This is a genomic window from Sulfitobacter sediminivivens (assembly GCF_042611115.2).
Classification (GTDB): domain Bacteria; phylum Pseudomonadota; class Alphaproteobacteria; order Rhodobacterales; family Rhodobacteraceae; genus Sulfitobacter; species Sulfitobacter sediminivivens.
The window spans coordinates 50,228-75,569 of record NZ_JBHGAR020000006.1; the positions used below are offsets into that span (position 1 = coordinate 50,228).

Sequence of the window (25,342 nt, forward strand, 5' to 3'; positions counted from 1 at the left end):
CGACACGGCCCATCCCTATGACAGGGGTGGGCAACCACCGCGCAACCGGAGACGTTTGACATGCTGCTGCGATACACTTTCTTTCGTGCATTGATGCTGATCCCGGTATCGATCTCGATCTCGGTGGTGATCTTTATGATCGTTCACTTGCTGCCCGGTGATCCGATAGACAACTTGATCCGCGTGGGATCATCCCCCGAAGACCGCGCCGCGCTGGTCGTCAAATACGGGCTGGATCAGCCACTCTTTATCCAATATTTCCGCTGGATCGGTGCCATGTTTCAAGGCGACTTTGGCGAGGCTATCGTGCTGCGCCGCCCCGTCGCCGATTTGATCGGGCAAAACCTGCCGTATAGCCTGCGCCTTGGTGCGCTCGCCTTTCTATTTTCCAGCGTCGTCGGCATTATCCTCGGTACGATTTCCGCCACGACGCGGTCGGCGATTGTCGAACAGTTCGTGCGTGGGTTTATCTTGCTGGGTTCAACCGTACCGGGGTTCTGGCTCGCGCTGCTGATGATCCTGTTCTTTGCCGTGCAATTGCAGTGGTTCCCGGTTTCAGGCGCGCGCGGGTGGGAATCATTGGTCCTACCGGTTCTGACCATCGGCTTTGGTGGTGTCGCCCTTGTTGCCCGAGTAACGCGTGTGGCCCTATTAGATGTGCGCCGTGAGGATTTCGTAACGTTACTTCACGCCAAAGGGCTATCGTCGCGGACCATTCTGTTCCAACATTTGATGCCGCACGCGATGCTGCCCGTTGTGACCATTCTGGCCCTGCGGATCGGATGGATCTTGGGCGGTGCTGTCACCGTTGAATTTGTATTTGGCCGTCCCGGGCTTGGATCGTTGCTGATCCGCGCCTTGGGGCAGAGAGATTATCCTGTAGTTCAGGGGTGTTTGCTGATGCTCGCCCTTGCCGTCATGCTGGGAACGCTGATCGGTGATGTGGCGCAGGCTGCGATGGACCCCCGCATCCGAGAGGCGAAAAAATGACAAGTATGACAGGCACTGCGGCCCGTATGATGGCCGGTTTCGGTAACACTTCCGTCGGCCGCGCCTTTGGGTCGTGGCTGGGCAAGATCGCGGGCGGCTTTCTGGTTCTTCTGGTTTTCACGGCGATCTTTGCGCCCTGGATCACGCCGTTTGATTACGCAGCTCAGGATTTGACGAATGGGAACGCCCCGCCAAGCTGGCCACACCTGCTGGGCACAGATCAATTTGGCCGCGATGTGCTTAGCCGCGTAATATATGGCGCGCGCACATCGCTATCGGTAAGCGCCACGGCGATTGCCATTTCAATAACGGCTGGCATGACATTGGGGGCCGCTGCCGGATATTTTGGCGGGTTCTTCGAACGCGCGGTGATGACTGTGGTCGATCTTACGTGGTCTTTCCCCGATATCCTGATTGCCTTGATCTTTGTTGCCATCATCGGCCCCGGCCTGACATCAACCACCTTCGCCATCGCCATAGCTTATCTGGCGCAGTTCACGCGACTGACCCGCGCGCAGATTGTCCGGCTCAAGCGTGAGACGTTCATTGAGGCGACTATCAATCTTGGTGCTAAACCGCACCATATCTTGCTCAAGCATCTGCTGCCAAACGCCATCGCACCTGTCATCGTCGTTGGCATGCTGGCCATCGGCGATGGTATCGTGCTTGAAGCGACGCTCGGCTTTTTTGGCCTAGGTGCACAACCACCAACCCCAAGCTGGGGTGCGATGATGTCTAGCGGCACAGCGCAACTGTTTCTGTCACCTTGGGTCATTATCTTTCCCGGCGTGGTCGTCGCAATCACGGTCGTTGCCATAAACCTGTTCGGCGATGAATTGATACGCGCACTTGATATCCGTGACCGGATCAGGGGAGCTTGAGCATGCTGGAAGTACGCGATCTTGAAGTGGCTTTCGGACCAGTCGCCCCTTTGTCGGGCGTCAGTTTTTCACTCGCCAAGGGCGAGACGCTGGGCATTGTGGGCGAAAGCGGTTCTGGCAAATCCCTCACCGCGATGAGCGTGATGGGCCTGCTGCCTTTGTCAGGCGGGCGGATTACTGCGGGATCCATCATGTTCGATGGTCAGGAACTGACCAAGCTGACGGAGCCCACGTATCGCAAGCTGCGTGGTGGGCGCATTGGCCTGATTACCCAAAACCCGATGACGTCGCTTGACCCGCTCCAAAAGATTGGGCCGCAGGTTGATGCCGTTGCCGTTCTACATTTGGGCATGACGCGCACGCAGGCCCGCGCGCGCACTGTCGAAATCCTTGGCACATTGCGCATTCCCGAACCGGTACTGATCTGTGACCGCTATCCGCATCAGATGTCGGGCGGTATGAAACAGCGGATCGTGATCGCCATGGCTTTGGCTGCTGACCCTGACGTTCTGGTCGCCGATGAGCCGACCACGGCGCTGGACGTGACTGTGCAGGCGCAAATAATCCGACTGCTTGATGATCTGGTTAAGGAACGCGATCTCGCTTTGGTGCTGATCACCCACGACATGAGCGTTGTTGCGCAGACCTGTGACAAGGTCGTTGTGATGTATGCTGGTCGCGTGATCGAACACGGGCCAGTGACCGCCATTTTCGATGCGCCGCAGCACCCCTATACGCAGGCCTTGATTGATTGTATTCCCAAGGGGCTTGGCGACAACCAGCAACTGACTGGAATTCCGGGCACTGTTCCCACCGTTCTGAATTACCCCAAAGGGTGTCCGTTTCATCCACGATGCGGGCTGGCAAAGCACATTTGCACAACAGATCGGCCTGCCTTTGTCGCCCACGATGGCAGCGCTGCCGCCTGCCACTTTGCGGGGGGACCCACATGAGCAATCTTCTTGAAGTGCGCAACCTGTCCAAAATTTTCACAAGCCCCGGTGGACCGTTCAGCAAGGCGCGCGCCATGCATGCGGTGAACGACGTGTCGTTCGATTTGCCCAAGGGGCGCGTGATTGGTGTTGTCGGTGAAAGCGGCTGCGGCAAGTCCACTTTGGCGCGTCTCATTCTGCGACTGATCGAGCCGAGTTCAGGGGGGTTGCGGTTTGACGGTGATGACCTTTTGGCAAAATCGGCTTCCGAAATGCGCCGTCTACGCGCCGACATGCAAATGGTGTTTCAAGACCCGTATTCGGCAATAGACCCGCGTTACAACGTTGCGCGCGCCGTGATGGAATCGTTTGATGTCCAAAAGCGTAGACATGACGGAACGCGTGAACAAGTTGTCGCGGAATTGCTTGAGATGGTCGGGCTGAATGCAGGCCTCGCAGGGAGTTTTCCGCACCAGATTTCTGGCGGTCAAAAACAACGCGTTGGGATTGCACGCGCCTTAGCACTTCGCCCCTCGCTGCTGGTTTTGGATGAACCGACCGCATCGCTGGATGTATCGGTGCAAGCGCAGATCATCAGCCTGCTGGAAAAACTGCGCGACGATCTGGGGTTGACCTATTTGTTCATCAGCCATGACCTCAGTCTTGTGCGGTATTTCTGCGACGAGATTTTGGTGATGTATCTGGGCCGCGTTGTCGAAGCCTTGCCCGATACGGACCGACCGGCGCGTCACCCTTACACCAAGACGTTGATGGACAGCACCTTTGCGCCCGACCCCAAGCAGCGTCGCGTCATCGCACCATTGGAAGGCGAGGTTCCGAGCCCGTTTGATTTGCCGCCCGGTTGCGCCTTTGCTGACCGCTGCCCGCATACGACCGCCATCTGTAAGACTGAAACACCAGTCCTTTCAGCACGCGGTGGCCATGCAGTGGCCTGCCATAACCCTTTATAAGGACAAACACGTGACCCTCCGTATTCTGTCAGCCGAAATTTCGCACGAAACCAACACATTTAACATTTACCCAACCGACATTCAGGACTTTCAGGATCGGTACCTACTGGACGGTCCCACCGCAATGGCAGCGCGCGGCGATAATAACACCGAACTGGCCGGGTTCCTTGATGTTGCGCGACGCTATGACTGGAAGGTGACGCACACGATCAGTGCCGCTGCCGGTCCCGGCGGGCGCGTCACAGATGCGGCGCTAGACCACCTGTGTGCTCCACTTCTGGACGCCGCAGCCTCAGGGGTGTGGGATGGGATTTTCTTGATTCTGCACGGTGCCATGGTCACAGCATTGCACGATGACGGGGAAGCAGAAATCCTGCGCCGTCTACGTGCAGTCGTCGGGCCCGAGGTTCCGATTGCGGCCACGCTGGATCCACACGCAAATGTCAGCGCGGCAATGTGTGACCTCGCGCAAATATTGGTATCTTTCACAACCTATCCGCATGTAGATATGCGCGCGACCGCTCAGCGCACGGCAGAATTACTGCATCGCGCAGCAACGCGTGAAATAAACCCTGTGACCCTGCGCGCCCATCGCCCCATGCTTGAGGAAGCGAACGGCGGGCGCACGGATATCGGCCCGATGATTGACCGTCACGCAATGGCGCGCGCGTTTGAAGCCCGCAAGGGTATCTACGCTATCAGCATAAATGGGGCATTTCCCTGCGCGGATATCGCTGAGGTTGGTCCAACTGTTTTAATCACTTGCGAAGTTGGCCTTGCCGGAGCGCAATCGATAGCCGAAGAAATTGCGGATGATATCTGGAACAAGCGCGATGACGCCCTGAACCACTATTTGAGCGTTGATGAGGCCGCAGCGCTGGCGGTAGCTTGGAAAGCAGGTGCTGGACCTATAGTGATCGCAGATTATGCCGATAACCCTGGTGCAGGTGCCTACGGAGATTCCACCGCGCTGTTGTCAGCTTTGTTGGCTGTCGATATCGAAAATGCCTGCTTCGGACCAATGATTGATCCTCAAGCCGCATTGTCACTTCAGTCAAAAGATGTCGGAGAAACTGTTACCCTGTTCTTGGGAGGTAAAACAGCACCCGAGTTTGGCGGCGCGCCAATTGAGGTTACGGGAACGATCTTGTGGCGCGGCGACGGCGAATTCGTCGGAAGCGGGCCGATTCTTGGCGGCCAGCGGCGCAGTTTCGGGGCCACTGCGGTCTTGCGGGTTCAGGGTATTGATATCCTTGTCACCACTGTCGCCCAGCAAATCCTCGACTTGCGCCAATTTGAGACTTTCGGCATATACCCAAGCGAGAAACGCGTTGTTGCGCTGAAGTCGATGCAGCATTTCAGGGCAGCTTTCACGCAGATCGCCGGGCGGATTGAGGTCTGTGACAGCGGTGCCCTTTGCACTGTCAATTATGCCGCGCTCGACTATCATCATGTCCCGCGTCCGATCCACCCGCTTGATCGCATGCCGTAAACGATTTCTGCGTGACAAGTGTTCGGTAGTCCTGTTCTCCACCGGTCCGACTGAGGCTCCGCCATTCTCTGATTTGATCTTCAATCATTTCGCAACTGGAAAATGCGATTATGGTCGGTATGCAAGTATGCCCTGGTGGCCCGAAGACTCTTACCACAGCCGCGAGAACGTTTGATGACTTACGGTATCGGCAGTGGCTGCAAATGGCCGTTTTGTCCGCACAGCGGACTTTCCTTCAAACTTCAGCACTCCATTTCATGACAGCCAATTTCTCGCAACACCGCCCCCGGGTTCATAATCCCATTGGGATCAACTGCTGCCTTTATCGCCCGCATCGCTGACAGTTTCGCAGGATTGCCATAGCGTTCCAGATCACCAACCTTAAGCCTTCCGATCCCGTGTTCGGCACTGATTGACCCGCCCATTTCATGCACCAGATCATGCACCGCCCGTTTGATACCATCGCGCAGGTGTTCGTAATCAGTGCGGGTTTTTCCGGGCACCGGAAAGACATTGTAATGCAGGTTGCCGTCGCCCACATGGCCAAAGCAGTTGATACGGAAATCGCCCAGTGCGGCAATCTTGCTCTCTGCTTGGGCGATGAAGTCAGGGATCGCGCCCAAAGGTACCGAAATGTCATGGCTTGATACCGATCCAATGAGACGGTTTGCCTCTGGGATCATTTCGCGGATGCGCCAGAAATCGGCCGTTTGCTGCTGGTTCTGGGCGATCAGACCGTCCGTCACAAGACCCGCGTTCATTGCGGTCGCAAATAGCGTTTCGAGCGCCCCAGCAGGATCGATACCGCCGCTCAGGCCCAGTTCAATCAACACCGACCATTCCGGTGACGACGCAAACGGTTGGCGCACGTCGGGCAGAACTTCAGTCAGAAAATCAAAGCCCTGGCGGTGGATCAATTCAAACGCGCTGACCATTTCACCCAGTTGCACCCGCGCCATGGACAGCAGTTGAAGGGCGGCGGCAGGGCTTTGGACGGCCAACAGGGCGGTGCCAGACCGCGCGGGTTGCGCAAAGAGCTTCAGTGCGGCCGCGGTGATCACACCCAATGTCCCCTCTGCCCCGATCAACAAGTGCCGAAGGTCATAGCCGGTGTTGTTTTTCCGCAAGCGTGTCAGCCCCTGCCAGATTTGGCCATCGGGCAAAACCGCCTCAAGCCCCAGACACAGATCGCGGGCATTGCCATAGCGCAGCACACCGGTGCCGCCCGCGTTGGTGGCCAGATTGCCACCGATCCGCGCCGAGCCTTCGGCGGCGAGTGACAGGGGAAAAAGGCGGTCCACATCCTGCGCGGCGGTTTGTACATCGGCCAGAATCACCCCGGCCTCAGCCACCAGGACATTCTCGTCCGGGTAGATCGCGCGCACCTTGTTCAACCGTTCAAGTGACAGGATCATCGGCGCGGGCCCATCGGGTAAGACCTGTCCCCCGACCAGACCTGTACCGCCGCCATAGGGCACCACGCCAACACGCGCCGCATTGGCGTGACGGATCAGGATCGCGACCTCTTGGACATTGCGCGGCAGCGCCAAAAGCGCCGCCTGACCGGCATAACGACCGCGCGGTTCTTCGAGATAGCGGTCATCGGCGGGGCGAAACACAGCGTCCGGCAGATCAGCACGCAGGCGGGTTTCAAATGCCGTATCAGCAGGATTCAATGTCATGCAAACTTGATCAGGCCTGGGACGCTCAGATGCAAGTCCCTATCGCGCAACGTTGATATAGGCCGGGCGCAGCACCATGATGGTGGGCCGTGACGGCAGCTTGTCCATCGCCACAGTTAACGATGGGCCGCCCACCTCAACGATTGAAAACTCATCCGCCATGCCGCGCAGGAAATCCCGCAGCGCGGCTTCGGAAAACCAATGCATGGGAATGACAATTGACGACTTCAACCGTTTGAGAATTGCAATCATTGTTGGCTGATCAAGGGTATAACCGCCATCCACTGGGGCCATCACAACGTCCACCCGCCCCAAAGCGGCGTATTGCCCCGCATCTGGTTCATGATGCAAATGGCCCAGATGGCCGATGCACAGGCCCGCCATTTCAAAAACAAATATCGAATTTCCTTTCGGTTCGACTCCGCCATAAGGCGACCGGATGTCGGTCGAGACATTGCGGATCAGCACCTCGTCCAATTCCAGCTTGTGATCAATGCCTTCCCCGAATGGCCCCCACCCTTTCAGCGGATGGGGAATATCGGGATCCACAAAGTTGGTCCAATGGCTGTCATGGGCATGGTTCATGGTGATCACATCCGGGACAAACGGCAGCGTTCCGGTAAATCCTGTGTAGTCTGTGACAATGTTGAGCGCACCGTGGGTGCGGATCAAAAACGACGCATGGGCGATATAATGGAGGTATACCGTTTCAGCCGTCACCTCAGGTAATGTTGCAAGGGTGACATATTCCAATTCGGGTGCCGCATTGGCCAAAGCCACACAGTGACTTGGCGTTCGGGCCTGTGCCTCAGCAAATGCCGGCAAACAGAGCATCAGTAAAAAAGAAAAACGGAAAATCACAGCATCCTCCCCTTTGGCATTCATCCTAGAGCATCGATGGCATATTGCGACCAAATTTCTACACGCAGGGGGAAATCAGGTTTGCCAAGGGACGCGAAAGCGCGCGATGTTGATGAAAAATGAGGGGAGTGATCAAAATGTTAGCGACAAGAAAATGGGTACCGGCGGCCTGTGAGGCGCGGGTGAACACCATCGCAACCCAATCGGCGGCTGCCAGCAGCGCTGAGATTGCCGACCGCATTGCCGCATTGGCCAAAGAGAACCGCGATATTCATGAACAGGAGTGTTTTAACCTCAATCCCGCAACCAATGTCATGTCACCACGCGCCGAGGCGATCTTGGCGTCTGGCATTGGCAGCCGTCCCTCTCTTGGATATCCCGGCGATAAATACGAAATGGGGCTGGAAGCGATCGAAGAGATCGAGGTGATCGCGGCGGAGCTTTGTGCGCGGGTATTTGATGCGCAGTTTGCCGAAATCCGGGTGCCATCGGGGGCGATTGCCAATCTCTATGGGTTTATGGCGACCTGCAAACCTGGCGACACTATCATTGCACCGCCTGCGTCAATTGGCGGCCATGTGACGCATCACGCGGCGGGATGTGCCGGGCTCTACGGACTCAATACTGTGCCCGCGCCAATCGACGCGGACGGCTACACACTCGACATCGAAGGGCTGCGCGCTTTGGCGCATCAGGTGAAACCAAAACTGATCACGGTTGGGTCTTCGCTGAACCTCTTTGAACACCCGGTGGCTGAGGTGCGTGAAATTGCAGATGATGTGGGGGCAAAGGTGCTCTTTGACGCGGCCCATCAATGTGGGATCATTGCAGGGCGCGCGTGGCGCAACCCGCTGGCCGAAGGCGCGCACATGATGACAATGAGCACTTACAAAAGCCTTGGCGGGCCTGCAGGCGGTCTGATTGTCAGCAACGATGCCGCATTGGCCGAACGGCTTGATGCCATCGCCTTTCCCGGCATGACAGCGAACTTTGACGCGGCAAAATCGGCTGCTCTGGCGCTGACAATGCTGGACTGGATCGATTATGGCCCGGAATATGCAGCTGAAATGATCGCAGTGTCGCGAGCCTTTGCGCGGGAACTGGATGCGGCGGGACTGCGGGTTTTTGCCAAGGATCAGGGTTTTACCACATCGCACCAATTCGCGGTTGAGGCTGCGGAGTTTGGGGGCGGTCAGGCGGCGTCAAAAAAGCTGCGCAAAGCGGGGTTCCTGGCCTGTGGCATCGGTCTGCCGATAGATGAGGTGCCGGGGGACATGAACGGCCTGCGCATCGGGACACCGGAACTGGTACGCTGGGGTGTGGGCGTCAAGGATGTGCCGGAAATCGCCGCACTGGTAGCGCGGGCGCTGCGATCAGACGACCCGGCGGGCTTGGCAGATGACGTGCGCAGCCTGCGCGGGCGGTATGGAATGTTGCATTTTGTGGGATGATACGGTCGGGCAAGGACGGCTGTAAGAACAACGACCTTCATGACAGATGCAGCGACCTTGTCAGGGCAGGACACAAGGTGCAATTGACCGCGCGATAAGATGATTGATACTAATCAATGTGCAGCGACATGCGTGTTTGTATATTTCGACCTAGGCAACAGAAACCAAGGAGTCTTCCATGCATAGATTTTTCATTGTCACGACAGTTGTTTCCACTTTGGGGCTTTCTGCGTGTAACGAATTAAACTCGGATTTGGAGCGTGCGGTGGTGGGCGGTGCAATCGGCTGCGCCGCCGGAGAGGTTCTTGCAAACGGGCGCTGCGTCGAAGGTGCCGTTGTTGGTGCAGGTGTTGGCGTCTTGACCAACTAGAACGCGGTAACGGCCTCTGTGGTCGTCGGATGCTATATTAAGGGCAAGCTCTTTGAAGGCGAGTTCAACAGCGGATGGGCGCGTGCCACTTAGCGAAGTTAACTCTCTGCCACGGGCGACGGTGTCGAGCTGGATCAAGCTTCCAGTTGGCACCTGTCGATGATTATTTCTGCTCGACTTGGGCATTGTTGCGGCGTTCGCGGATTTATCTTCGATCAACTCGAAACACCGCTTTGTCTGCACACAGAATGGTGCTTCCTGCTACCCTGCCTCCGTCTTGCCGCGCCGATCGCTGCGCAACGCTGCGTAAAGAACATGGGTTCGCCAGCGGCCCTCAATCTGCAGATAGCTTTGCGCGACGCCCTCGTATTTGAACCCGGTTTTTTCCAACAATCCGCGTGAAGCGGCGTTTTCGGGCAAACAGGCGGCCTCAACCCGGCTAAGATCTAGCCGGGTGAACGCCTGATGCACAACCGCGCCGATCGCCTCGCGCATATACCCTTGCCGTGCGAATGGTTCGCCGGTCCAATAGCCCAGAGTCGCCGCCTGTGACGGCCCACGCCGGATGTTGTCGAGGGTAATCGCGCCGATCAGTGATTGATCCTCGCGGCGGATCAAAAACAGCGGCATCGCAGTGCCACTACTGATCGAACGCGATGCCCAATAGACCCGGTTGGTGAACGCCTTGCGGGTCAGATGATCATCCGCCCAGGTTGGTTCCCACGGAACAAGATAGCTCTGGCTTTTGACCCGCAATGCCGTCCAGGCCCGAAAATCAGAATGGATCGGCGTGCGCAGTGTCAGCCGCTCAGTTTCGATCTTGATTTTGCGCCTAATCAACAGCATCAGGCCGCGCGCCGCTCCTGCAAGGCGGCAAGCGTTGGTGCCGCTTCCACAGGGCCATAAAGCGCCAGTGCTGCCGGGGCAGCGAGTGCCATGGTTTCAGCAAAATCACGCACATCCCCGGTGGTCACAGCGTCGATCTGAGCCACGGTTTCTTCCAATGGCGGGATGCGGTCCCATATCTGGATCAGACGTGCCAGACGTTCAGCCCGATTGGATGGGCTTTCCAGCCCCATTAGCAACCCTGCTTTCATCTGAGCGCGGGCGCGCGCGACTTCTGCGGGCGACATATCGGATGCTGCGCGCTTCATCTCGTCTACGGTGATGGTCGCAAGTTCCGGCAATTGTTCAGCGCTGGTTCCGGCGTAGATTGTGGTCATCCCAGTGTCCGCATAAGCGCCGGCAGACGCAAAGATCGTATAACACAGGCCCCTGTTCTCGCGGATTTCCTGAAACAGCCGCGATGACATGCCGCCGCCAAGTGCTGAGGCGTAAATCTGAGCCACATAAATATCGTCAGCGCGGTAACCGGGGGATTCAAAGCCAAGCGCAAAATGGGCCTGTTCCAACGGTTTGATATGGCGCGTCTCGCCGCCTTGAAAACGGGCTGCATCCACCTGGAACATCGGCTTGGGCGTCATGTCGCCAAACAGCGTCTCGGCCAGTTTCACGATCTCATCATGGTTCACAGCACCCGCCGCCGACAGGATCATTTGTTCGGGGCCATAGTGATCGCCGATAAACGACCGCAGGTCTTCGCGGTTAAAGTTCGAAACACGCTCGGACAGACCCAGAATGGTGCGGCCCATCGGCTGATCCGGGTATGCCTCTTCTTGCAGCCAGTCGAATATCACATCATCGGGAGTGTCCAGCGCCTGACCGATTTCCTGCAAAATCACGCCGCGCTCAACCTCGATTTCGCTTGGGTCAAGGATGGGATCACGCAGAATGTCCGCAATCACATCCAGCCCCAGCGCCACGTCGTTTTCCAAAACGCGCACGTAATAGGCCGTCACTTCGCGGCTGGTGTAGGCGTTGATATAGCCACCCACATCCTCGATCGCCTCGGCAATTTGCAAGGAACTGCGTTTTGACGTGCCTTTGAACGCCATGTGCTCAAGGAAATGCGCGATGCCATTTTGTTGCGGCGTCTCGTGACGCCCGCCCGCCGTGACCCATATCCCGATGGAGGCTGAAGCCAATCCCGGCATATGTTCTGTGACGATGCGAAAGCCGTTCGACAGGCGGTGCTGATTCAGGCTCATGCGTTTAGCGTCCCTTTGATGTAGGTCTTGAGCGCGTCCAGATCGTTGGCCACGCGGGTGAAACGTTCGTTGCGGTCAAATAGGTCTGCCATGCGCGGGGGCAGGCCCGGTCTTATCCCAGTTGCTGCCTCGACCGCGTCAGGGAACTTGGCGGGGTGCGCCGTGGCCAGCGTGATCATCGGGGTCGCCGCATCACGTTGTTCATTGGCGACTTTGACGCCGACCGCAGAATGCGGACACAAAAGCTCGCCTGTCGAATTGATCATATCTTTGATGGTTGCAGAGGTTTCCGCCTCGGACGCCCTGCCAGAGCGATAGATGTCCTGCAACGCCTGCATCGCGCCTTGCGATACGTCAAACCCGCCCTGACCCAATTCCGTCATCAACTGCGCTACCGCATTGCCATCACGGTCATAGGCATCAAACAAAGCCCGTTCAAAGTTGGACGATACCTGAATGTCCATTGACGGACTGATTGAGGGATGCACGCCGCCCTTGTGATACCCCTGCCCTTTCAGGCAGCGGTCCAGAATATCGTTTTGATTGGTGGCAATCACCAGATCGGCAATCGGCAGGCCCATCTTCTTGGCGATGTAGCCTGCAAAGATGTCACCAAAGTTACCTGTCGGTACGGTAAAGCTGACCTTGCGCCCGGGCGCGCCCAGCGACACTGCAGAGGTAAAGTAATAGACCACCTGCGCAAGCACCCGGCCCCAGTTGATTGAATTGACTCCAGCGAGCTTCACACCGTCGCGAAATTCAAAATCATTGAACATATCCTTGAGACGGGCCTGGCAATCATCAAAATCCCCATCCACGGCGAGGGCATGGACATTCGCTTCAGACGGTGTGGTCATCTGACGGCGTTGCACATCGCTGACGCGGCCATGCGGGTAGAGGATAAAGACGTCGACATTGTCCAATCCTCGAAACGCTTCTATCGCAGCGGATCCGGTATCGCCTGAAGTGGCCCCGACGATGGTGACACGGGTGCCTTTGCGGCCCAGTGCCTTTTGGAACATCTGGCCAATCAATTGCATTGCGAAATCTTTGAACGCCAGTGTTGGACCGTGGAACAGTTCCAACAGGAAATGATTGGGGGCAAGTTGCACCAATGGGGCGCGGGCGGAGTGGCCAAAGCCAGCATAGGCATTGGAAATCAACGTGCGAAATTCGTCGTCGGTAAAGGTGTCGCCAATAAACGGGCGCATCACTGTATAGGCCACGTCTTCGTAGGATTGCCCGGACATTGCAGCAATCTGATCCTTGGTCAATGTCGGGATCGTCTCGGGTACATACAGCCCGCCATCACGTGCAAGCCCGGTCAGCATCGCCTCTTCGAAGGTGAGGACAGGGGCAGAGCCACGGGTAGAGACATAGCGCATGGGTTAGCTTTCAGTGATTGGCGCACGGCGGCGCAAAAAATAGACAGACATGGCAAGCCAGATCGCAGCGAGGGAAAACCACGTGATCGCATATTGCAAGTGGTCATTCGGAATGCGGGCGGTATCGACGGGTAGCGGTGTGATATCGACGTCCTGGGGCGATACATCACGCGCCACAATCAGGATCGGTTTGGTCCCAAGTTCGGTCGCCATTGCCTCCACATCGCGGGCAAACCAGATGTTGTTTTCCCGGTTTGGCACAGGCGTGAAATCGTCGGTTTCGTCGGGCCATTGCAGGTTGCCGGTGAGGCTCACTGGCCCACTTACAAAGGCTTGTCTGCCTGCGTCAACTGGCACGAACCCGCGATCCACCAGAACTTTCGTGTCAGGTGTGTTGAGCGCCGAAATGATCCGATATCCCGGCCCTACATCCTTTTGTGAGACCAGAACCCGCAACACCTGCATTTCAAATGTACCGGTGACCGTCACCGGCAGATATGCGTCCGCATCAGGGTTGGGATTATTCGGTAAGGCAACAGGAGCGGCCACGATCCGCCCGTTGATGTCAGAGATAACGCCCTGCTTCCAGGCCAGTCGCTGCATTTGCCAGATGCCAAGGCTTACCAGAATGGCAGCCCCTCCCATACCAATTAAAACAAAGAACAGCGCGCGGTTCATAAAGGCTCTGACCTCAAGAAAAATCGCGCGAGGCAGGTGCTTCGCGCGATTTGGGTTTTACGCTGCAGGGGCGCGATTGCAACCCTGCAAAATCATGGGGCTATTGGGCTGGCACACCAAAGACATAAACGGCAAAGAACAGGAACAACCATACTACGTCGACAAAGTGCCAGTACCAAGCCGCCGTCTCAAAACCAACGTGTTGTTGCGGGGTGAAATCCCCCTTCATTGCGCGGATCAGGCACACTGTCAAAAAGATCGTACCAATGATCACGTGAAGGCCGTGAAAACCTGTGGCCATAAAGAATGCAGAGAAGAATGCGTCTTCGCCGAATTTCCAGTCATGGTGCAACAGCAATTCACCGTATTCATAGGCCTGCAACGCGGTAAAGGCGATGCCCAGCACGATGGAAATGGCCAGACCTGAAATAAGGTCTTTGCGGTTATTCTCATGCACAAGGGCGTGGTGCGCCCATGTTACGGCACAGCCTGACAACAACAAAACCAATGTATTGATCAGCGGCAGATTAAAGGCGTTTACGGGATCGAACACCGGCGGCACATATTCTGAGCCTAAGTATTCGTTCATCGGGTACATGGCTTGTTTGAAGAAGGTCCAGAACCAAGCCACAAAGAACATCACTTCGGACATGATAAACAGGATAAAACCATAACGCAGGCCGATGCGCACGACGCCGGTGTGATCGCCAACGTGGCTTTCGATCACCATTTCGCGCCACCATCCGAACATCACATAAAGGACCGCAACAAATCCGCCCAAAAACAGGAAGGGTGTGATACCGTGTATCCACAAAACGGCACCAAAGAGCATGGCAAAGCCGCCAAGGCCACCAAGCAACGGCCAGCTGGATGGGGCTAGAATATGATAATCGTGGTTCTTTGCATGGGCCATGATGCGGGGTCCCTCACCTTTGTTAATTCAGGTCTGTTGTTGTGCCCTGCTCCAAGGCGGCATAGCCTTCGGGCAGGTCAATTTGATAGAATGTATAGGACAGTGTGATGGTATGTACAAACTTCCCGTCACGGTCTTTGACAATTTCCGGATCAACGTAAAAGCTAACCGGCATCTGGACGCGTTCGCCCGGTGCCAGCACCTGTTCGGTGAAACAAAAGCAGTCGATCTTTTCGAAGAACGCGCCAGCCGTGTACGGCGTCACATTATAGCTGGCCTGGCCTGCAATGGGTCGGCTGGTCGGGTTATAGGCCTCATAAAAGGCAAGGCCGGTTTCGCCGATACGCAATTCCATTTCACGCACGACCGGTTTGAATTCCCAAGCGAGCCCAGCGTTGATCGAACCATCAAATCGGACTTTTATGGTCTGATCCAGAATTTCCTCTGATGCGGTATCCACCTGACCCGGCACACCGCCAAATCCCGTGACCCGGCAAAACCAGTCGTAAAACGGCACCGATGCCCATGCCAGACCGCCCATCAACACAACAAGCGATACGGTCTGCATCACGGTTTTCTGAGGACCGGAAAGAGCCATCAGTTGTTGGCCTCGTTTTGCGCTGCGGCCGCGGCTCCGGCAGCTTTGGTGAAATCAGTTTGGGTGATTTTGACGAAGGTCAGCACCATCACCAGAATGACAAAAGCGCCAAGCATCAGGCCCACACCGACATTGCGGCCCTTCCGCCGGCTGTGAATTTCATGTTCTGCGCGAAAGCTCATGACCAGCCTCCCAGACCCCAGGGTCGCAACGTGGCCTCAATCAGGATCGCGCCGAAATGCAGGAAAAGGTAAAACAGCGAAAGCCGGAAGAATTTGCGTTCGACGGCGTAATTGTCACCTTCTGAATCATCTTCATCCCGGTTCCAGATGCGCCAGGCACCAAGCAGGAACATCGCATTCAAGATGACTGCTGTGGCCAGATAGATCGGCCCGCCGATCGCGGTGAACGCCGTCCCGATCGCCAGCACCGCCAGCAGCACCGTATAGATAAGGATGTGCCGCCGGGTGGTTGGACGCCCATGCGTCACCGTCAGCATCGGCACTTTGGCGTCGTCATAATCCGACCGCATGAACAGTGCCAGCGCCCAGAAGTGTGGTGGGGTCCACATAAAGATCAACGCGAACATCAGCCATGCTTCGATCGAAAAGCTGCCCGTAGCAATGATCCAGCCAATCACCGGGGGAAACGCACCCGCGGCACCGCCAATCACGATGTTCTGCGGCGTCACACGTTTGAGCCACATGGTATAGAACACAGCATAAAAGAGGATCGTGAACAGCAACATCCCTGCCGCCAGCAGGTTTGCTGCAAGCCCAAGCATCATCACCGCCATGCCCGACAAAGCCACGCCCAGCGCCAGCGCTTCGCTCGGTTGTACGCGGCCAGACGGAATTGGACGGGACCGCGTCCGGTGCATGACCGCGTCGATGTCCGCGTCCCACCACATGTTCAGCGCACCAGACGCCCCCGCGCCAATGGCCACGAACAAGATCGACGCAAAGCCGATGACCGGATGCACAGATACCGGTGCGGCCAACATGCCAACCAGCGCGGTGAAAACGACCAGTTGCATCACGCGTGGCTTGAGCAGGGCGAAATAATCGCCCAGCTGCGCCTCGTATTCTGATGCTGGTGTGTTCGTGACGTCCGTCATTCCGGCTTTTACCTTATAAACAAGGTGGGCAGCGCGCCCACTTTATCTGTCATGTCGCAAGCTGGGCGTACCGCCCAGCCCGCAGGTAGTTTAGTTTGACGCAACGGTCACTGGCTGCGCGATCCCGGCATATTCCGCTTTGGCCTTTCCCAGCCATTCGGCGTAAGCAGCCTCTGACACCACTTTGACCGTGATCGGCATATAGGCATGCGCCTGACCACAAAGTTCTGAACACTGGCCGAAATAGACGCCTTCCTTGTCAGCGCTAAACCACAATTCGGCCAAGCGACCCGGCACCGCATCTTGCTTTACCCCAAATGCAGGGATTGCCCAGGCGTGGATCACATCAGACCCCGTGACCTGCATGACGATCGTCTTGCCAATCGGCACAACAACGGATGTGTCCGTCGCCAAAAGCCATTCATCGCGGCCATAGCCCGCTGCTGCCAGCTTCGCCTCCATCGCGGGGTTCAGAACGTTGGCCACGGCACCAGCTTGTTCATCTTCGGCGGACAATGTGGCAGGTGCACCAATCATATAGCTGTCAAAGCCAAACTCTTCATCGACGTATTCGTAGGACCAGTACCACTGATTGCCTACCGCCTTGATGGTGATGTCAGCGACCGGGATTTCCTGCTGCCGGAACAAGATTGGCAGGGAATAGGCACCGATCAGCACCAGAATAACGATTGGCACAATGGTCCATGCAATCTCAATCGGGGTGTTGTGCGTGAACGACGCAGGCGTTGGATTGCGCTTTTTGTTGTAACGCACGGCGACCCAGAGGATCAGACCGGTCACGAAAACAGTGATCAAAGTGATGATCACCAGAATCAGATAGTCCAGATCATGAATGTCAGTGGCCAGCCGGGTGACACCGGGTTGAAAACCCATTTCGCCGTCAATGGGTTTGCCGATGATCTCCAGGCCGTCAATCCGAAGCGATTCCTGCGCAAATGCCGGCAGGGCTGCAAAGCTGGCCAAAAGACCCGAAAGAGAGAGAAGATGTTTCATATGTCGTCCTGATCTTGTGACCATTAAGTGCGAATCTTATGTGGCTAGCCTATCGGAGCAGCCCGGCCGTTGTAATCCTACTGCTTACAATCATATTCTGAGTGCAAGATAAAGCCACCCGATTGCGTCAAACAGACGCGAAATGTGTTTTTGTGGCGAGAATTGAGGACAGACCCCGATGACCAACACCCCATTCAAGCCGTTTGAGACCAATGTAGATCGCGAAATCGCACTTCAAGTGCTGCGGGATGCCGTCGCTGGGGCCGATGATGGGGAATTGTTTTTGGAACGCCGCCGATCCGAGGCCTTGGTGTTCGACGATGGTCACCTGAAAACCGCAAGTTATGACGCCTCAGAGGGATTTGGATTGCGCGCCGTGCGTTCTGAGGTCGCGGGATATGCCCATTCAACCGACATTTCGGTGAGTGCGCTAAAGCGTGCCGCCGAAACCGCCCGTCTGGCAGTCGGTGCCGGCGGCGGCACATGGTCCGATGCGCCCGAGGGGACTAACAAACGTCTCTATACAGACGCCGATCCGATTGAAGGGGCCACGTTCCCGGTCAAAATCGAAACCCTGCGTGAGATTGACGCATTTGCCCGTGGGCTGGACAAACGGGTCATTCAGGTCAGCGCGACCATTGCCGCCAGCCTGCAAGAGATTGAGATATTGCGCCCCGAAGGCATCTCCGTGCGTGATGTGCGCCCCATGACCCGCGTAAACGTGTCGGTGATCGTTGAACAAAATGGCCGCCGCGAAAGCGGGTCTGCAGGTGGTGGGGGGCGCGCGGGTCTAGACGGGCTGCTGAACGCCGACGATTGGCAGGCCAAGGCCCGTGAAGCGTTAAGGATAGCGGTGGTGAACCTTGATGCTGTGCCTGCCCCTGCAGGGGTAATGGACGTCGTCCTTGGCCCTGGCTGGCCCGGTATTCTGCTGCATGAAGCCATCGGTCATGGGTTGGAAGGCGACTTTAACCGCAAGGGAAGTTCGGCCTTTGCCGGGTTGATGGGCCAACAGATAGCCGCAAAAGGCGTGACGGTTTTGGACGATGGCACAATCCCCGACAGGCGCGGTTCGATCACGGTTGATGATGAAGGCACGCCCAGCGCCAAGAATGTATTGATCGAAGACGGCGTGCTCACCGGCTATATGCAGGACCGCCAGAATGCCCGGCTGATGGGGGTCAAATCCACGGGCAATGGGCGCCGACAGTCATATGCGCATATCCCCATGCCCCGGATGACCAACACCTATATGCTGGGCGGCGATGTGACGCCGGGCGACATCGTGGCCGATCTTAAGGACGGTATCTATGCCGTGGGGTTTGGCGGCGGTCAGGTGGACATCACCAATGGCAAGTTTGTTTTTTCGTGCACCGAAGCGTACCGCGTCGAAAACGGGGTGGTCGGCGCGCCGGTAAAAGGGGCCACGCTGATCGGGGACGGGGCCACGGCCCTGAAACAGATCCGCGCTATTGGGAATGATCCGGCCCTTGATCCGGGCATGGGCAATTGCGGAAAGCAGGGTCAATGGGTGCCAGTGGGCGTGGGTCAGCCAACATTGATGATCGGCGGCCTGACGGTGGGTGGTGCAGCGGCCTAACGTGCATGTAGATTAGATGTCTGTAGAACGGGCTGGCAAATGCATGGTGTACGCTTGGCCCATCTGCCTTGCTGAATTTGTCTGAAATCGACCCGGAACGATTCATCCTGTGTTAACCAGTTCGCTCTAATACTGATTCCAGCAACGGATGGAGACGCGGGATGACTGACAAGGACCTAAATCCTTCTTCCACTCACCCCCCAATCCCACCCACCCAGGAAGATGAACAGTTTGCGCGTCTCCGTCTGTTGCGCTCGCGCCGGGTTGGCATTTCGACGTATAAACGTCTGCTGATTGAACATGGCACTGCGCAAAACGCGCTGGCCGCGCTGCCTCAGGTGGCGCGCGCCGCGGGTGTCTCCGAATATCAGATTTGTCCCGAGGGTGTGATCTGGGCTGAACTCAAGGCCGCCCGTGCTGCCGGGGCGCAATTGGTTTTGCAAGGGCAAGACCCCTACCCAACACTATTGAACGATCTTGCAGATGCCCCGCCATTCTTGTGGTGCATCGGCGATACCTCCCTTTTGGCGCGCCCGATGATTTCGATTGTGGGTGCCCGCAATGCCTCATCGCTGGGGACTCGCATGGCGCAGGCTTTGGCCCGTGATCTGGGGGCTGCCGGATATGTCGTGGTGTCTGGGTTGGCGCGAGGCATTGATGCTGCTACCCATCTGGCCGCAATGACGACTGGCACCATCGCGGTGCAGGCAGGCGGCGTTGATGTCATGTATCCGGCTGAAAATACTGAACTTGCGCTCAACATTGCCAAATCGGGCCTGCGCCTTTCAGAGCAGCCAATGGGCCTGCAACCCATGGCGCGACATTTTCCCAGCCGCAATCGCATCATTTCAGGCCTCAGCCGTGCGACCATCGTGGTTGAGGCGGCTGCGAAATCCGGCAGCCTTATCACGGCGCGTGATGCCTTGGACCAGGGGCGTGATGTGCTTGCTGTGCCGGGACACCCATTTGATGCGCGCGCAGCGGGGTGCAATATCTTGATCCGCGATGGTGCGACGCTGGTCCGCTCTGCGGCCGATGTGCTTGAGGCGTTGGGACCCATATCTGGTCAGCAGACCACGCCGGAACTTGCACTGACCCCTGCCAAGCCGGACAAACCCAAGCGCAGCCTGCGTGAAACTGCCGCACTTCATCTGCAAATCCTGTCGCGTCTGGGTCCATCACCGGTCGCAGAGGACCAGTTGATCCGTGATCTGCAGGCCGCACCCGCAGATGTCGCCCCCATTCTGGTCGATCTGGAGCTTGACGGCCAAATTGCACGCCGTCCCGGTGGTTTGCTGGCGCGGGTGGTGTGATAGGGCGGTCGGTTTCCCGCAACTGATTGAATGGTCTGTGTGAGGGGTGCATCGCCCCGGCAAAACCATCCTTTTGAGTGAGCACTGCCACTGTGCCGGTGGTGTTATTGCCGCACTTTGCACAGCAGTTGCATTGACAATCCCCCCTTACCTCCCACATGTGGCAGCGCGAGAGACCACCCGCCATTTTGATTTAAGGTGCTTTATTTTATGCCAGTCGTTGTTGTCGAATCCCCTGCCAAGGCCAAAACGATCAACAAGTATCTGGGCGATAATTTCACCGTTCTGGCGTCTTACGGCCACGTGCGCGACCTGCCCGCCAAAGACGGATCCGTCGACACCGAAAACGAATTCGACATGAAATGGGAAATCGCCAGCGACAGCAAAAAACACGTCAAAGCGATTGCCGACGCCCTGGCAAAGGACAACGAACTGATCCTCGCAACCGACCCCGACCGTGAGGGCGAGGCGATCAGTTGGCATTTGCAAGAGGCATTGACCAAGCGCAAATCAATCAAGAAAGACACGCCGGTCAGCCGGGTGGTGTTCAACCAGATCACCAAAAAAGCAGTGACAGATGCGATGGCAAACCCACGTCAGGTGGATATGCCTTTGGTTGAAGCCTATCTGGCCCGCCGTGCGTTGGACTATCTGGTAGGTTTTAATCTGTCCCCAGTTCTGTGGCGCAAACTGCCCGGCGCGAAATCAGCAGGCCGGGTGCAATCGGTCACGCTGCGGATCATCGTAGAGCGCGAGATGGAAATCGAAGCGTTCCGCAACCGAGAATATTGGAGCGTCAAAGCTTTGATGGCGACACCCCGTGGGCAAGAATTTGAAGCCCGACTGGTGACGTTGGCAGGTAAAAAGCTGGACCGCTTTGATCTGAGCAACGCCACGCAGGCTGAAATGGCCGTGCAAGCGATCACCAGCCGCGCCCTAACCGTGACAAGCGTCGAGGCAAAGCCGGCCAGCCGCAATCCATCCGCCCCCTTCATGACCTCGACCCTGCAACAAGAGGCCAGCCGCAAATTTGGCATGGGCGCGCGGCAAACCATGAGCACGGCACAACGGCTTTATGAGGCCGGCCACATTACTTATATGCGGACCGATGGTATCGACATGGCACCAGAGGCCGTGACCATGGCGCGCGACGCGATCAAAGACCGTTATGGGGCGGAATATGTGCCCGATGCGCCGCGCATCTATAAGAACAAAGCCAAGAATGCCCAAGAGGCCCACGAATGTGTCCGCCCCACCGACATGACCAAAGACGCGCCGAGCCTCAAGTTGGAGAGCGATCAGGCCAAGCTCTATGACCTGATCTGGAAACGCACGCTGGCCTGCCAGATGGAAAGCGCACGATTGGAGCGCACCACCGTCGAGATAGGCAGCAAAGACGAACAAGTTGGTCTGCGCGCCACCGGTCAGGTTGTGCTGTTCGATGGTTTTCTGCGCGTTTACGAAGAAGGCCGCGATGACGTGGTTGCCGATGACGATGACAATCGCCTGCCACAGATCACCCAAGGCGACGCGATGGACAAAAGGTCAGTCACGCCAGAGCAACATTTCACCCAGCCGCCACCCCGGTACACAGAGGCGACATTGGTCAAGCGCATGGAAGAGTTGGGCATTGGCCGCCCCTCAACCTACGCCAGTATTGTCACGACAATCCAGGACCGCGAATATGTCCGCAAAGATGGCAACCGCCTGATCCCTGAGGACAAGGGCCGGTTGGTGACGGCGTTTCTGGAGAATTATTTCCGCAAATATGTGGGTTATGGCTTTACCGCCGATCTCGAGGATCAGCTTGATAAGGTCAGCGCAGCAGATGCAGACTATAAAGATGTGCTCAAGCGGTTCTGGCGCGATTTTTCCGCCGCGATTGCCGAAACCGCCGATCTGCGCATTACCGAGGTTCTGGAAAAGATAAACGAAGTTCTGGAACCGCATCTGTTTCCACCGCTTGAAGATGGCGGCGATCCGAGGCTGTGCCCAAACTGCGAAGTGGGGCGCTTGTCGATGCGCACCGCCCGCTCCGGTGGTGCGTTCATCGGCTGTTCCAATTACCCTGAGTGTCGCTATACCCGCCCCTTTGGCCCGCCAGACCCAGAAGCCGAGGCATCAGCCATCCCGCCGGACGGCAAGTTGCTGGGCGAGGATGGGGGCGACGAGATTCGAGTGTTCAAGGGACGTTTCGGCCCCTACGTGCAGCGTGGTGCAGTCACCGAAGAAAATAAAAAACCCGCGCGCCAGTCGGTGCCCAAGGACTGGCCTGCCGAAGAGCTGGAGTTGGAGCGCGCGTTGATGCTGCTGTCGTTGCCACGCGAAATTGGCCCGCATCCTGAGGACGGGATCATGGTCTGGTCGAACATCGGGCGCTATGGGCCGTATCTAAAACACGCGGAAAATACATCGGAACGCGGCGGCACCAACGCAAATCTGGAAAGCCTCGATGAGGTCTTTACAGTTGGCATGAACCGCGCTGTCCAATTACTTGCCGAAAAAGTCGCAAGCCGTGGCGGACGGGGCAAAGCCGCCAAACCGATCCGCGAGATGGGCGATCACCCTGATTTGGGCGGGGCTGTGAATATCATGGAAGGCAAATACGGGCCTTATGTGAAATGGGAAAAGGTCAATGCGACAATCCCCAATGAGGTTGAGCCTGCTGATTTGACCATGGAACGCGCGGTCGAGTTGATAGAGGAGAAGCTGGCCAAGTCCCCGGCCAAGCGCAAAGCCGCGCCAAAAAAGAAAGCTGCGCCGACAAAGAAACCCGTGGCGAAAAAGAAACCTGCCGCCAAAAAAGTAGCCGCTGAAAAAGAATGACCCGCTCATAGCCGCGACCACATTTCGCACATCATGAATCTGTGATTTGCCCGCGTCCTGCGCGCATGCCAAATCCATGCGCAATCAACAATGCGAAAGGCATGGACATGGCAGAGCAGAATATTTCACGGCGTAAACTGATGATCGGGGCCGGTGTCGCGCTTTGTGCACCGAGCTTGGTGCGTGCGCAGTCAACTGATCTGAATGGTGTGCGCCGCAACGCTACCAGCTTTATCAGCCAACACTGGCAGGATCATTTTGACGATCTGGGCAAGGCGGCCATTGTGGCGGATACAACATCACGTGCGCTGCATTATTGGAACGCGGATGGCACTGATTACCGCGTCTATCCCACATCCGTACCCGCCACCGAAGAATTGACGAAACGCGGCTACACCAAAATCACCCGCAAGAAAGTTGGTCCCGATTGGACGCCAACCGCGTCAATGATGGAGCGCTTTCCCGACTATAAGTATATGCCACCCGGCCCAGATAATCCGCTTGGCACGCATGCGATGTATCTTGATTGGCCCAATTACATCATTCACGGCACCCATGACACCCGCAAGATCGGGCGGCGGTCATCTGATGGGTGCATTGGTCTTTATAATGAAAAGATTGAAGAGCTGTTTGCACTTTGCCCCATTGGCACCCAAGTCCGCATCCTTTGACATCACGCAAGTTCCTGCGGATCAATTGACTTTGCCGCGCTGCGGCGGCAAGACTCCCCAAACATTTGACAGGCACCGACAAGGGGGAGCGTTACGCCATGAATAAGGTCTATGGATCAGCTGCGGAGGCGTTGGATGGCGTCTTGTCAGACGGCATGTTGATCGCGGCAGGTGGCTTTGGCCTGTGTGGCATCCCTGAATTGCTGCTGGCCGCGATCCGCGATGCAGGCACCAAGAACCTGACGTTTGCGTCCAATAATGCGGGCGTTGATGATTTCGGGATCGGCATCTTGCTGCAGACCAAACAGGTCAAAAAGATGATCAGCTCTTATGTCGGCGAGAATGCTGAGTTTATGCGTCAGTATCTGTCGGGTGAGTTGGAATTGGAGTTTAACCCTCAAGGCACGCTGGCCGAGCGCATGCGCGCAGGTGGCTGTGGCATTCCGGGGTTTTACACCAAAACGGGTGTGGGCACGGTGATTGCCGATGGCAAAGAAAGCAAGATGTTCAATGGTCAGGAATATATTCTTGAGGAAGGCATCTTTGCGGATTTGTCGATCGTGAAGGCGTGGCGGGCTGATGACACCGGTAATCTGGTGTTCCGCAAGACGGCGCGCAACTTTAACCCGCCGGCGGCGATGTGTGGCAAAATCTGCATCGCCGAGGTCGAAGAGATTGTCCCGCGCGGGTCGCTGGACCCTGACATGATCCACCTGCCGGGCATCTATGTGCACCGGATCGTTCAGGGTGATCATGAAAAGCGGATTGAGCAGCGTACAGTGAGGACAGCATAAGATGTGGGATCGCAATCAAATGGCGGCACGCGCCGCACAGGAACTGCAAGACGGCTGGTATGTGAACCTTGGCATCGGCATTCCGACGCTGGTGTCAAACTATATCCCTGATGGCATGGATGTGACCCTGCAATCGGAAAACGGCATGTTGGGCATGGGCCCCTTTCCAACTGAGGATGAGATTGACGCCGATCTGATCAACGCGGGCAAACAGACGATCACCGAACTGGCGCGCACGGCGTATTTCGATTCAGCCACAAGCTTTGGCATGATCCGGGGCGGCAAGATTGCAATGGCGATCCTGGGCGCGATGGAGGTCGCTGAAAACGGCGATCTGGCGAACTGGATGATTCCTGGCAAGCTGGTCAAAGGCATGGGCGGCGCGATGGATCTGGTCGCAGGTGTGGGCCGTGTGGTTGTGGTGATGGATCACACCAACAAACATGGCGATAGCAAAGTTCTGAAGGAATGTAGCCTGCCGCTCACGGGAAAGGCCGTTGTCGACCGGATCATCACCAATTTGGGTGTGCTGGATGTGGTTGAAGGTGGTTTGCGGATTGTCGAATGCGCGGATGGCGTAACGGAAGACGAATTGCGCGCCGCGACCGAGGCAACCATCGTCTGAACAACAAAGGTGGGTTATGTGCCCACCTTGCCGCCGCGAGCGCAAAGCGGACGCGACGGTCGCCCCGATG

At 56.9% G+C, this 25,342-nt stretch carries 24 protein-coding genes; 13 read left to right on the plus strand and 11 right to left on the minus strand.

Features of this window, described 5'->3' with window-relative positions:
* The first annotated feature begins 60 nt into the window (after positions 1-60).
* From ACEWL3_RS08535 to ACEWL3_RS08555, 5 genes are read left to right on the plus strand one after another with little or no spacing between them, the layout of a single operon-like run.
* Positions 61-990 (plus strand): ABC transporter permease, encoded by a 930-nt coding sequence (locus ACEWL3_RS08535; RefSeq protein WP_386181245.1) that lies wholly within the window; start codon positions 61-63, stop codon positions 988-990.
* Complete coding sequence (locus ACEWL3_RS08540; protein ID WP_386181242.1) at positions 987-1,871, plus strand: ABC transporter permease; 885 nt, start codon at positions 987-989, stop codon at positions 1,869-1,871. The genes ACEWL3_RS08535 and ACEWL3_RS08540 overlap by 4 nt, the downstream gene beginning before the upstream one ends.
* A gap of 2 nt (positions 1,872-1,873) precedes the next feature.
* Positions 1,874-2,824, plus strand: coding sequence for an ABC transporter ATP-binding protein (locus tag ACEWL3_RS08545; RefSeq protein ID WP_386181239.1), 951 nt, complete (start codon positions 1,874-1,876; stop codon positions 2,822-2,824).
* Entirely contained in the window at positions 2,821-3,774 is a 954-nt protein-coding gene (locus ACEWL3_RS08550) for an ABC transporter ATP-binding protein (protein ID WP_386181236.1), read from the plus strand. The genes ACEWL3_RS08545 and ACEWL3_RS08550 overlap by 4 nt, the downstream gene beginning before the upstream one ends.
* Positions 3,775-3,784: 10 nt before the next feature.
* Positions 3,785-5,266, plus strand: coding sequence for a M81 family metallopeptidase (locus ACEWL3_RS08555; protein ID WP_386181233.1), 1,482 nt, complete (start codon positions 3,785-3,787; stop codon positions 5,264-5,266).
* 242 nt (positions 5,267-5,508) lie between these two features.
* Here the strand turns inward: ACEWL3_RS08555 and ACEWL3_RS08560 are convergent, their stop codons facing one another.
* Entirely contained in the window at positions 5,509-6,948 is a 1,440-nt protein-coding gene (locus ACEWL3_RS08560; protein WP_386181230.1) for an FAD-binding oxidoreductase, read from the minus strand.
* Between the two features lie 39 nt (positions 6,949-6,987).
* Positions 6,988-7,809 (minus strand): MBL fold metallo-hydrolase, encoded by an 822-nt coding sequence (locus tag ACEWL3_RS08565; protein ID WP_386181227.1) that lies wholly within the window; start codon positions 7,807-7,809, stop codon positions 6,988-6,990.
* A 137-nt stretch (positions 7,810-7,946) separates the two neighbouring features.
* Here ACEWL3_RS08565 and glyA point away from each other — a divergent pair, with 137 nt between their 5' ends.
* Complete coding sequence (gene glyA / locus ACEWL3_RS08570; protein ID WP_386181224.1) at positions 7,947-9,260, plus strand: serine hydroxymethyltransferase; 1,314 nt, start codon at positions 7,947-7,949, stop codon at positions 9,258-9,260.
* Between the two features lie 178 nt (positions 9,261-9,438).
* Positions 9,439-9,630, plus strand: a complete 192-nt coding sequence (locus ACEWL3_RS08575; RefSeq protein ID WP_386181221.1) for a YMGG-like glycine zipper-containing protein — start codon at positions 9,439-9,441, stop codon at positions 9,628-9,630.
* A 261-nt stretch (positions 9,631-9,891) separates the two neighbouring features.
* On the opposite strand, the gene ACEWL3_RS08580 is transcribed toward ACEWL3_RS08575, so the two are convergent.
* From ACEWL3_RS08580 to coxB, 9 genes are all read right to left on the minus strand, one after another.
* Positions 9,892-10,476 carry a GNAT family N-acetyltransferase gene (locus ACEWL3_RS08580; protein WP_386181218.1) on the minus strand — a complete coding sequence of 195 codons (585 nt, stop codon included), beginning with the start codon at positions 10,474-10,476 and terminating at the stop codon, positions 9,892-9,894.
* Entirely contained in the window at positions 10,476-11,738 is a 1,263-nt protein-coding gene (locus ACEWL3_RS08585; protein ID WP_386181215.1) for a M16 family metallopeptidase, read from the minus strand. Before ACEWL3_RS08585 ends, ACEWL3_RS08580 begins: the two co-directional genes overlap by 1 nt.
* Positions 11,735-13,123 (minus strand): threonine synthase, encoded by a 1,389-nt coding sequence (gene thrC / locus ACEWL3_RS08590; RefSeq protein WP_386181212.1) that lies wholly within the window; start codon positions 13,121-13,123, stop codon positions 11,735-11,737. Before thrC ends, ACEWL3_RS08585 begins: the two co-directional genes overlap by 4 nt.
* A 3-nt stretch (positions 13,124-13,126) precedes the next feature.
* Positions 13,127-13,801: an SURF1 family protein gene (locus ACEWL3_RS08595; protein ID WP_386181209.1), complete on the minus strand. Its 675-nt coding sequence runs from the start codon at positions 13,799-13,801 to the stop codon at positions 13,127-13,129.
* Positions 13,802-13,901: 100 nt separating this feature from the next.
* The gene (locus ACEWL3_RS08600) at positions 13,902-14,714 is read right to left on the minus strand and encodes a cytochrome c oxidase subunit 3 (protein ID WP_386181206.1); all 813 of its coding nucleotides are present in this window, start codon (positions 14,712-14,714) and stop codon (positions 13,902-13,904) included.
* Between the two features lie 22 nt (positions 14,715-14,736).
* Positions 14,737-15,312 (minus strand): cytochrome c oxidase assembly protein, encoded by a 576-nt coding sequence (locus tag ACEWL3_RS08605; protein ID WP_386181203.1) that lies wholly within the window; start codon positions 15,310-15,312, stop codon positions 14,737-14,739.
* On the minus strand, positions 15,312-15,494 hold the full coding sequence (locus ACEWL3_RS08610) for a cytochrome c oxidase system small membrane protein (RefSeq protein WP_386181201.1): 183 nt from the start codon (positions 15,492-15,494) through the stop codon (positions 15,312-15,314). The genes ACEWL3_RS08605 and ACEWL3_RS08610 overlap by 1 nt, the downstream gene beginning before the upstream one ends.
* The gene (gene cyoE, locus ACEWL3_RS08615; protein ID WP_386181198.1) at positions 15,491-16,429 is read right to left on the minus strand and encodes a heme o synthase; all 939 of its coding nucleotides are present in this window, start codon (positions 16,427-16,429) and stop codon (positions 15,491-15,493) included. The genes ACEWL3_RS08610 and cyoE overlap by 4 nt, the downstream gene beginning before the upstream one ends.
* Positions 16,430-16,519: 90 nt before the next feature.
* Positions 16,520-17,443 carry a cytochrome c oxidase subunit II gene (coxB, locus tag ACEWL3_RS08620; RefSeq protein ID WP_386181195.1) on the minus strand — a complete coding sequence of 308 codons (924 nt, stop codon included), beginning with the start codon at positions 17,441-17,443 and terminating at the stop codon, positions 16,520-16,522.
* 178 nt (positions 17,444-17,621) lie between these two features.
* Here coxB and tldD point away from each other — a divergent pair, with 178 nt between their 5' ends.
* The 6 genes from tldD (at position 17,622) to ACEWL3_RS08650 (ending at position 25,272) form a co-directional block, all read left to right on the plus strand.
* Positions 17,622-19,043 carry a metalloprotease TldD gene (tldD, locus tag ACEWL3_RS08625; RefSeq protein WP_386181192.1) on the plus strand — a complete coding sequence of 474 codons (1,422 nt, stop codon included), beginning with the start codon at positions 17,622-17,624 and terminating at the stop codon, positions 19,041-19,043.
* 161 nt (positions 19,044-19,204) lie between these two features.
* On the plus strand, positions 19,205-20,356 hold the full coding sequence (gene dprA / locus ACEWL3_RS08630) for a DNA-processing protein DprA (protein ID WP_386181189.1): 1,152 nt from the start codon (positions 19,205-19,207) through the stop codon (positions 20,354-20,356).
* 210 nt (positions 20,357-20,566) lie between these two features.
* On the plus strand, positions 20,567-23,182 hold the full coding sequence (topA, locus tag ACEWL3_RS08635; protein WP_386181186.1) for a type I DNA topoisomerase: 2,616 nt from the start codon (positions 20,567-20,569) through the stop codon (positions 23,180-23,182).
* Positions 23,183-23,289: 107 nt separating this feature from the next.
* Positions 23,290-23,853: a L,D-transpeptidase gene (locus ACEWL3_RS08640; protein ID WP_386181183.1), complete on the plus strand. Its 564-nt coding sequence runs from the start codon at positions 23,290-23,292 to the stop codon at positions 23,851-23,853.
* Positions 23,854-23,951: 98 nt separating this feature from the next.
* Complete coding sequence (locus tag ACEWL3_RS08645) at positions 23,952-24,647, plus strand: CoA transferase subunit A (RefSeq protein WP_386181180.1); 696 nt, start codon at positions 23,952-23,954, stop codon at positions 24,645-24,647.
* Position 24,648: 1 nt separating this feature from the next.
* Positions 24,649-25,272 (plus strand): 3-oxoacid CoA-transferase subunit B, encoded by a 624-nt coding sequence (locus ACEWL3_RS08650; RefSeq protein WP_386181177.1) that lies wholly within the window; start codon positions 24,649-24,651, stop codon positions 25,270-25,272.
* The last annotated feature ends 70 nt before the right edge of the window (positions 25,273-25,342 follow it).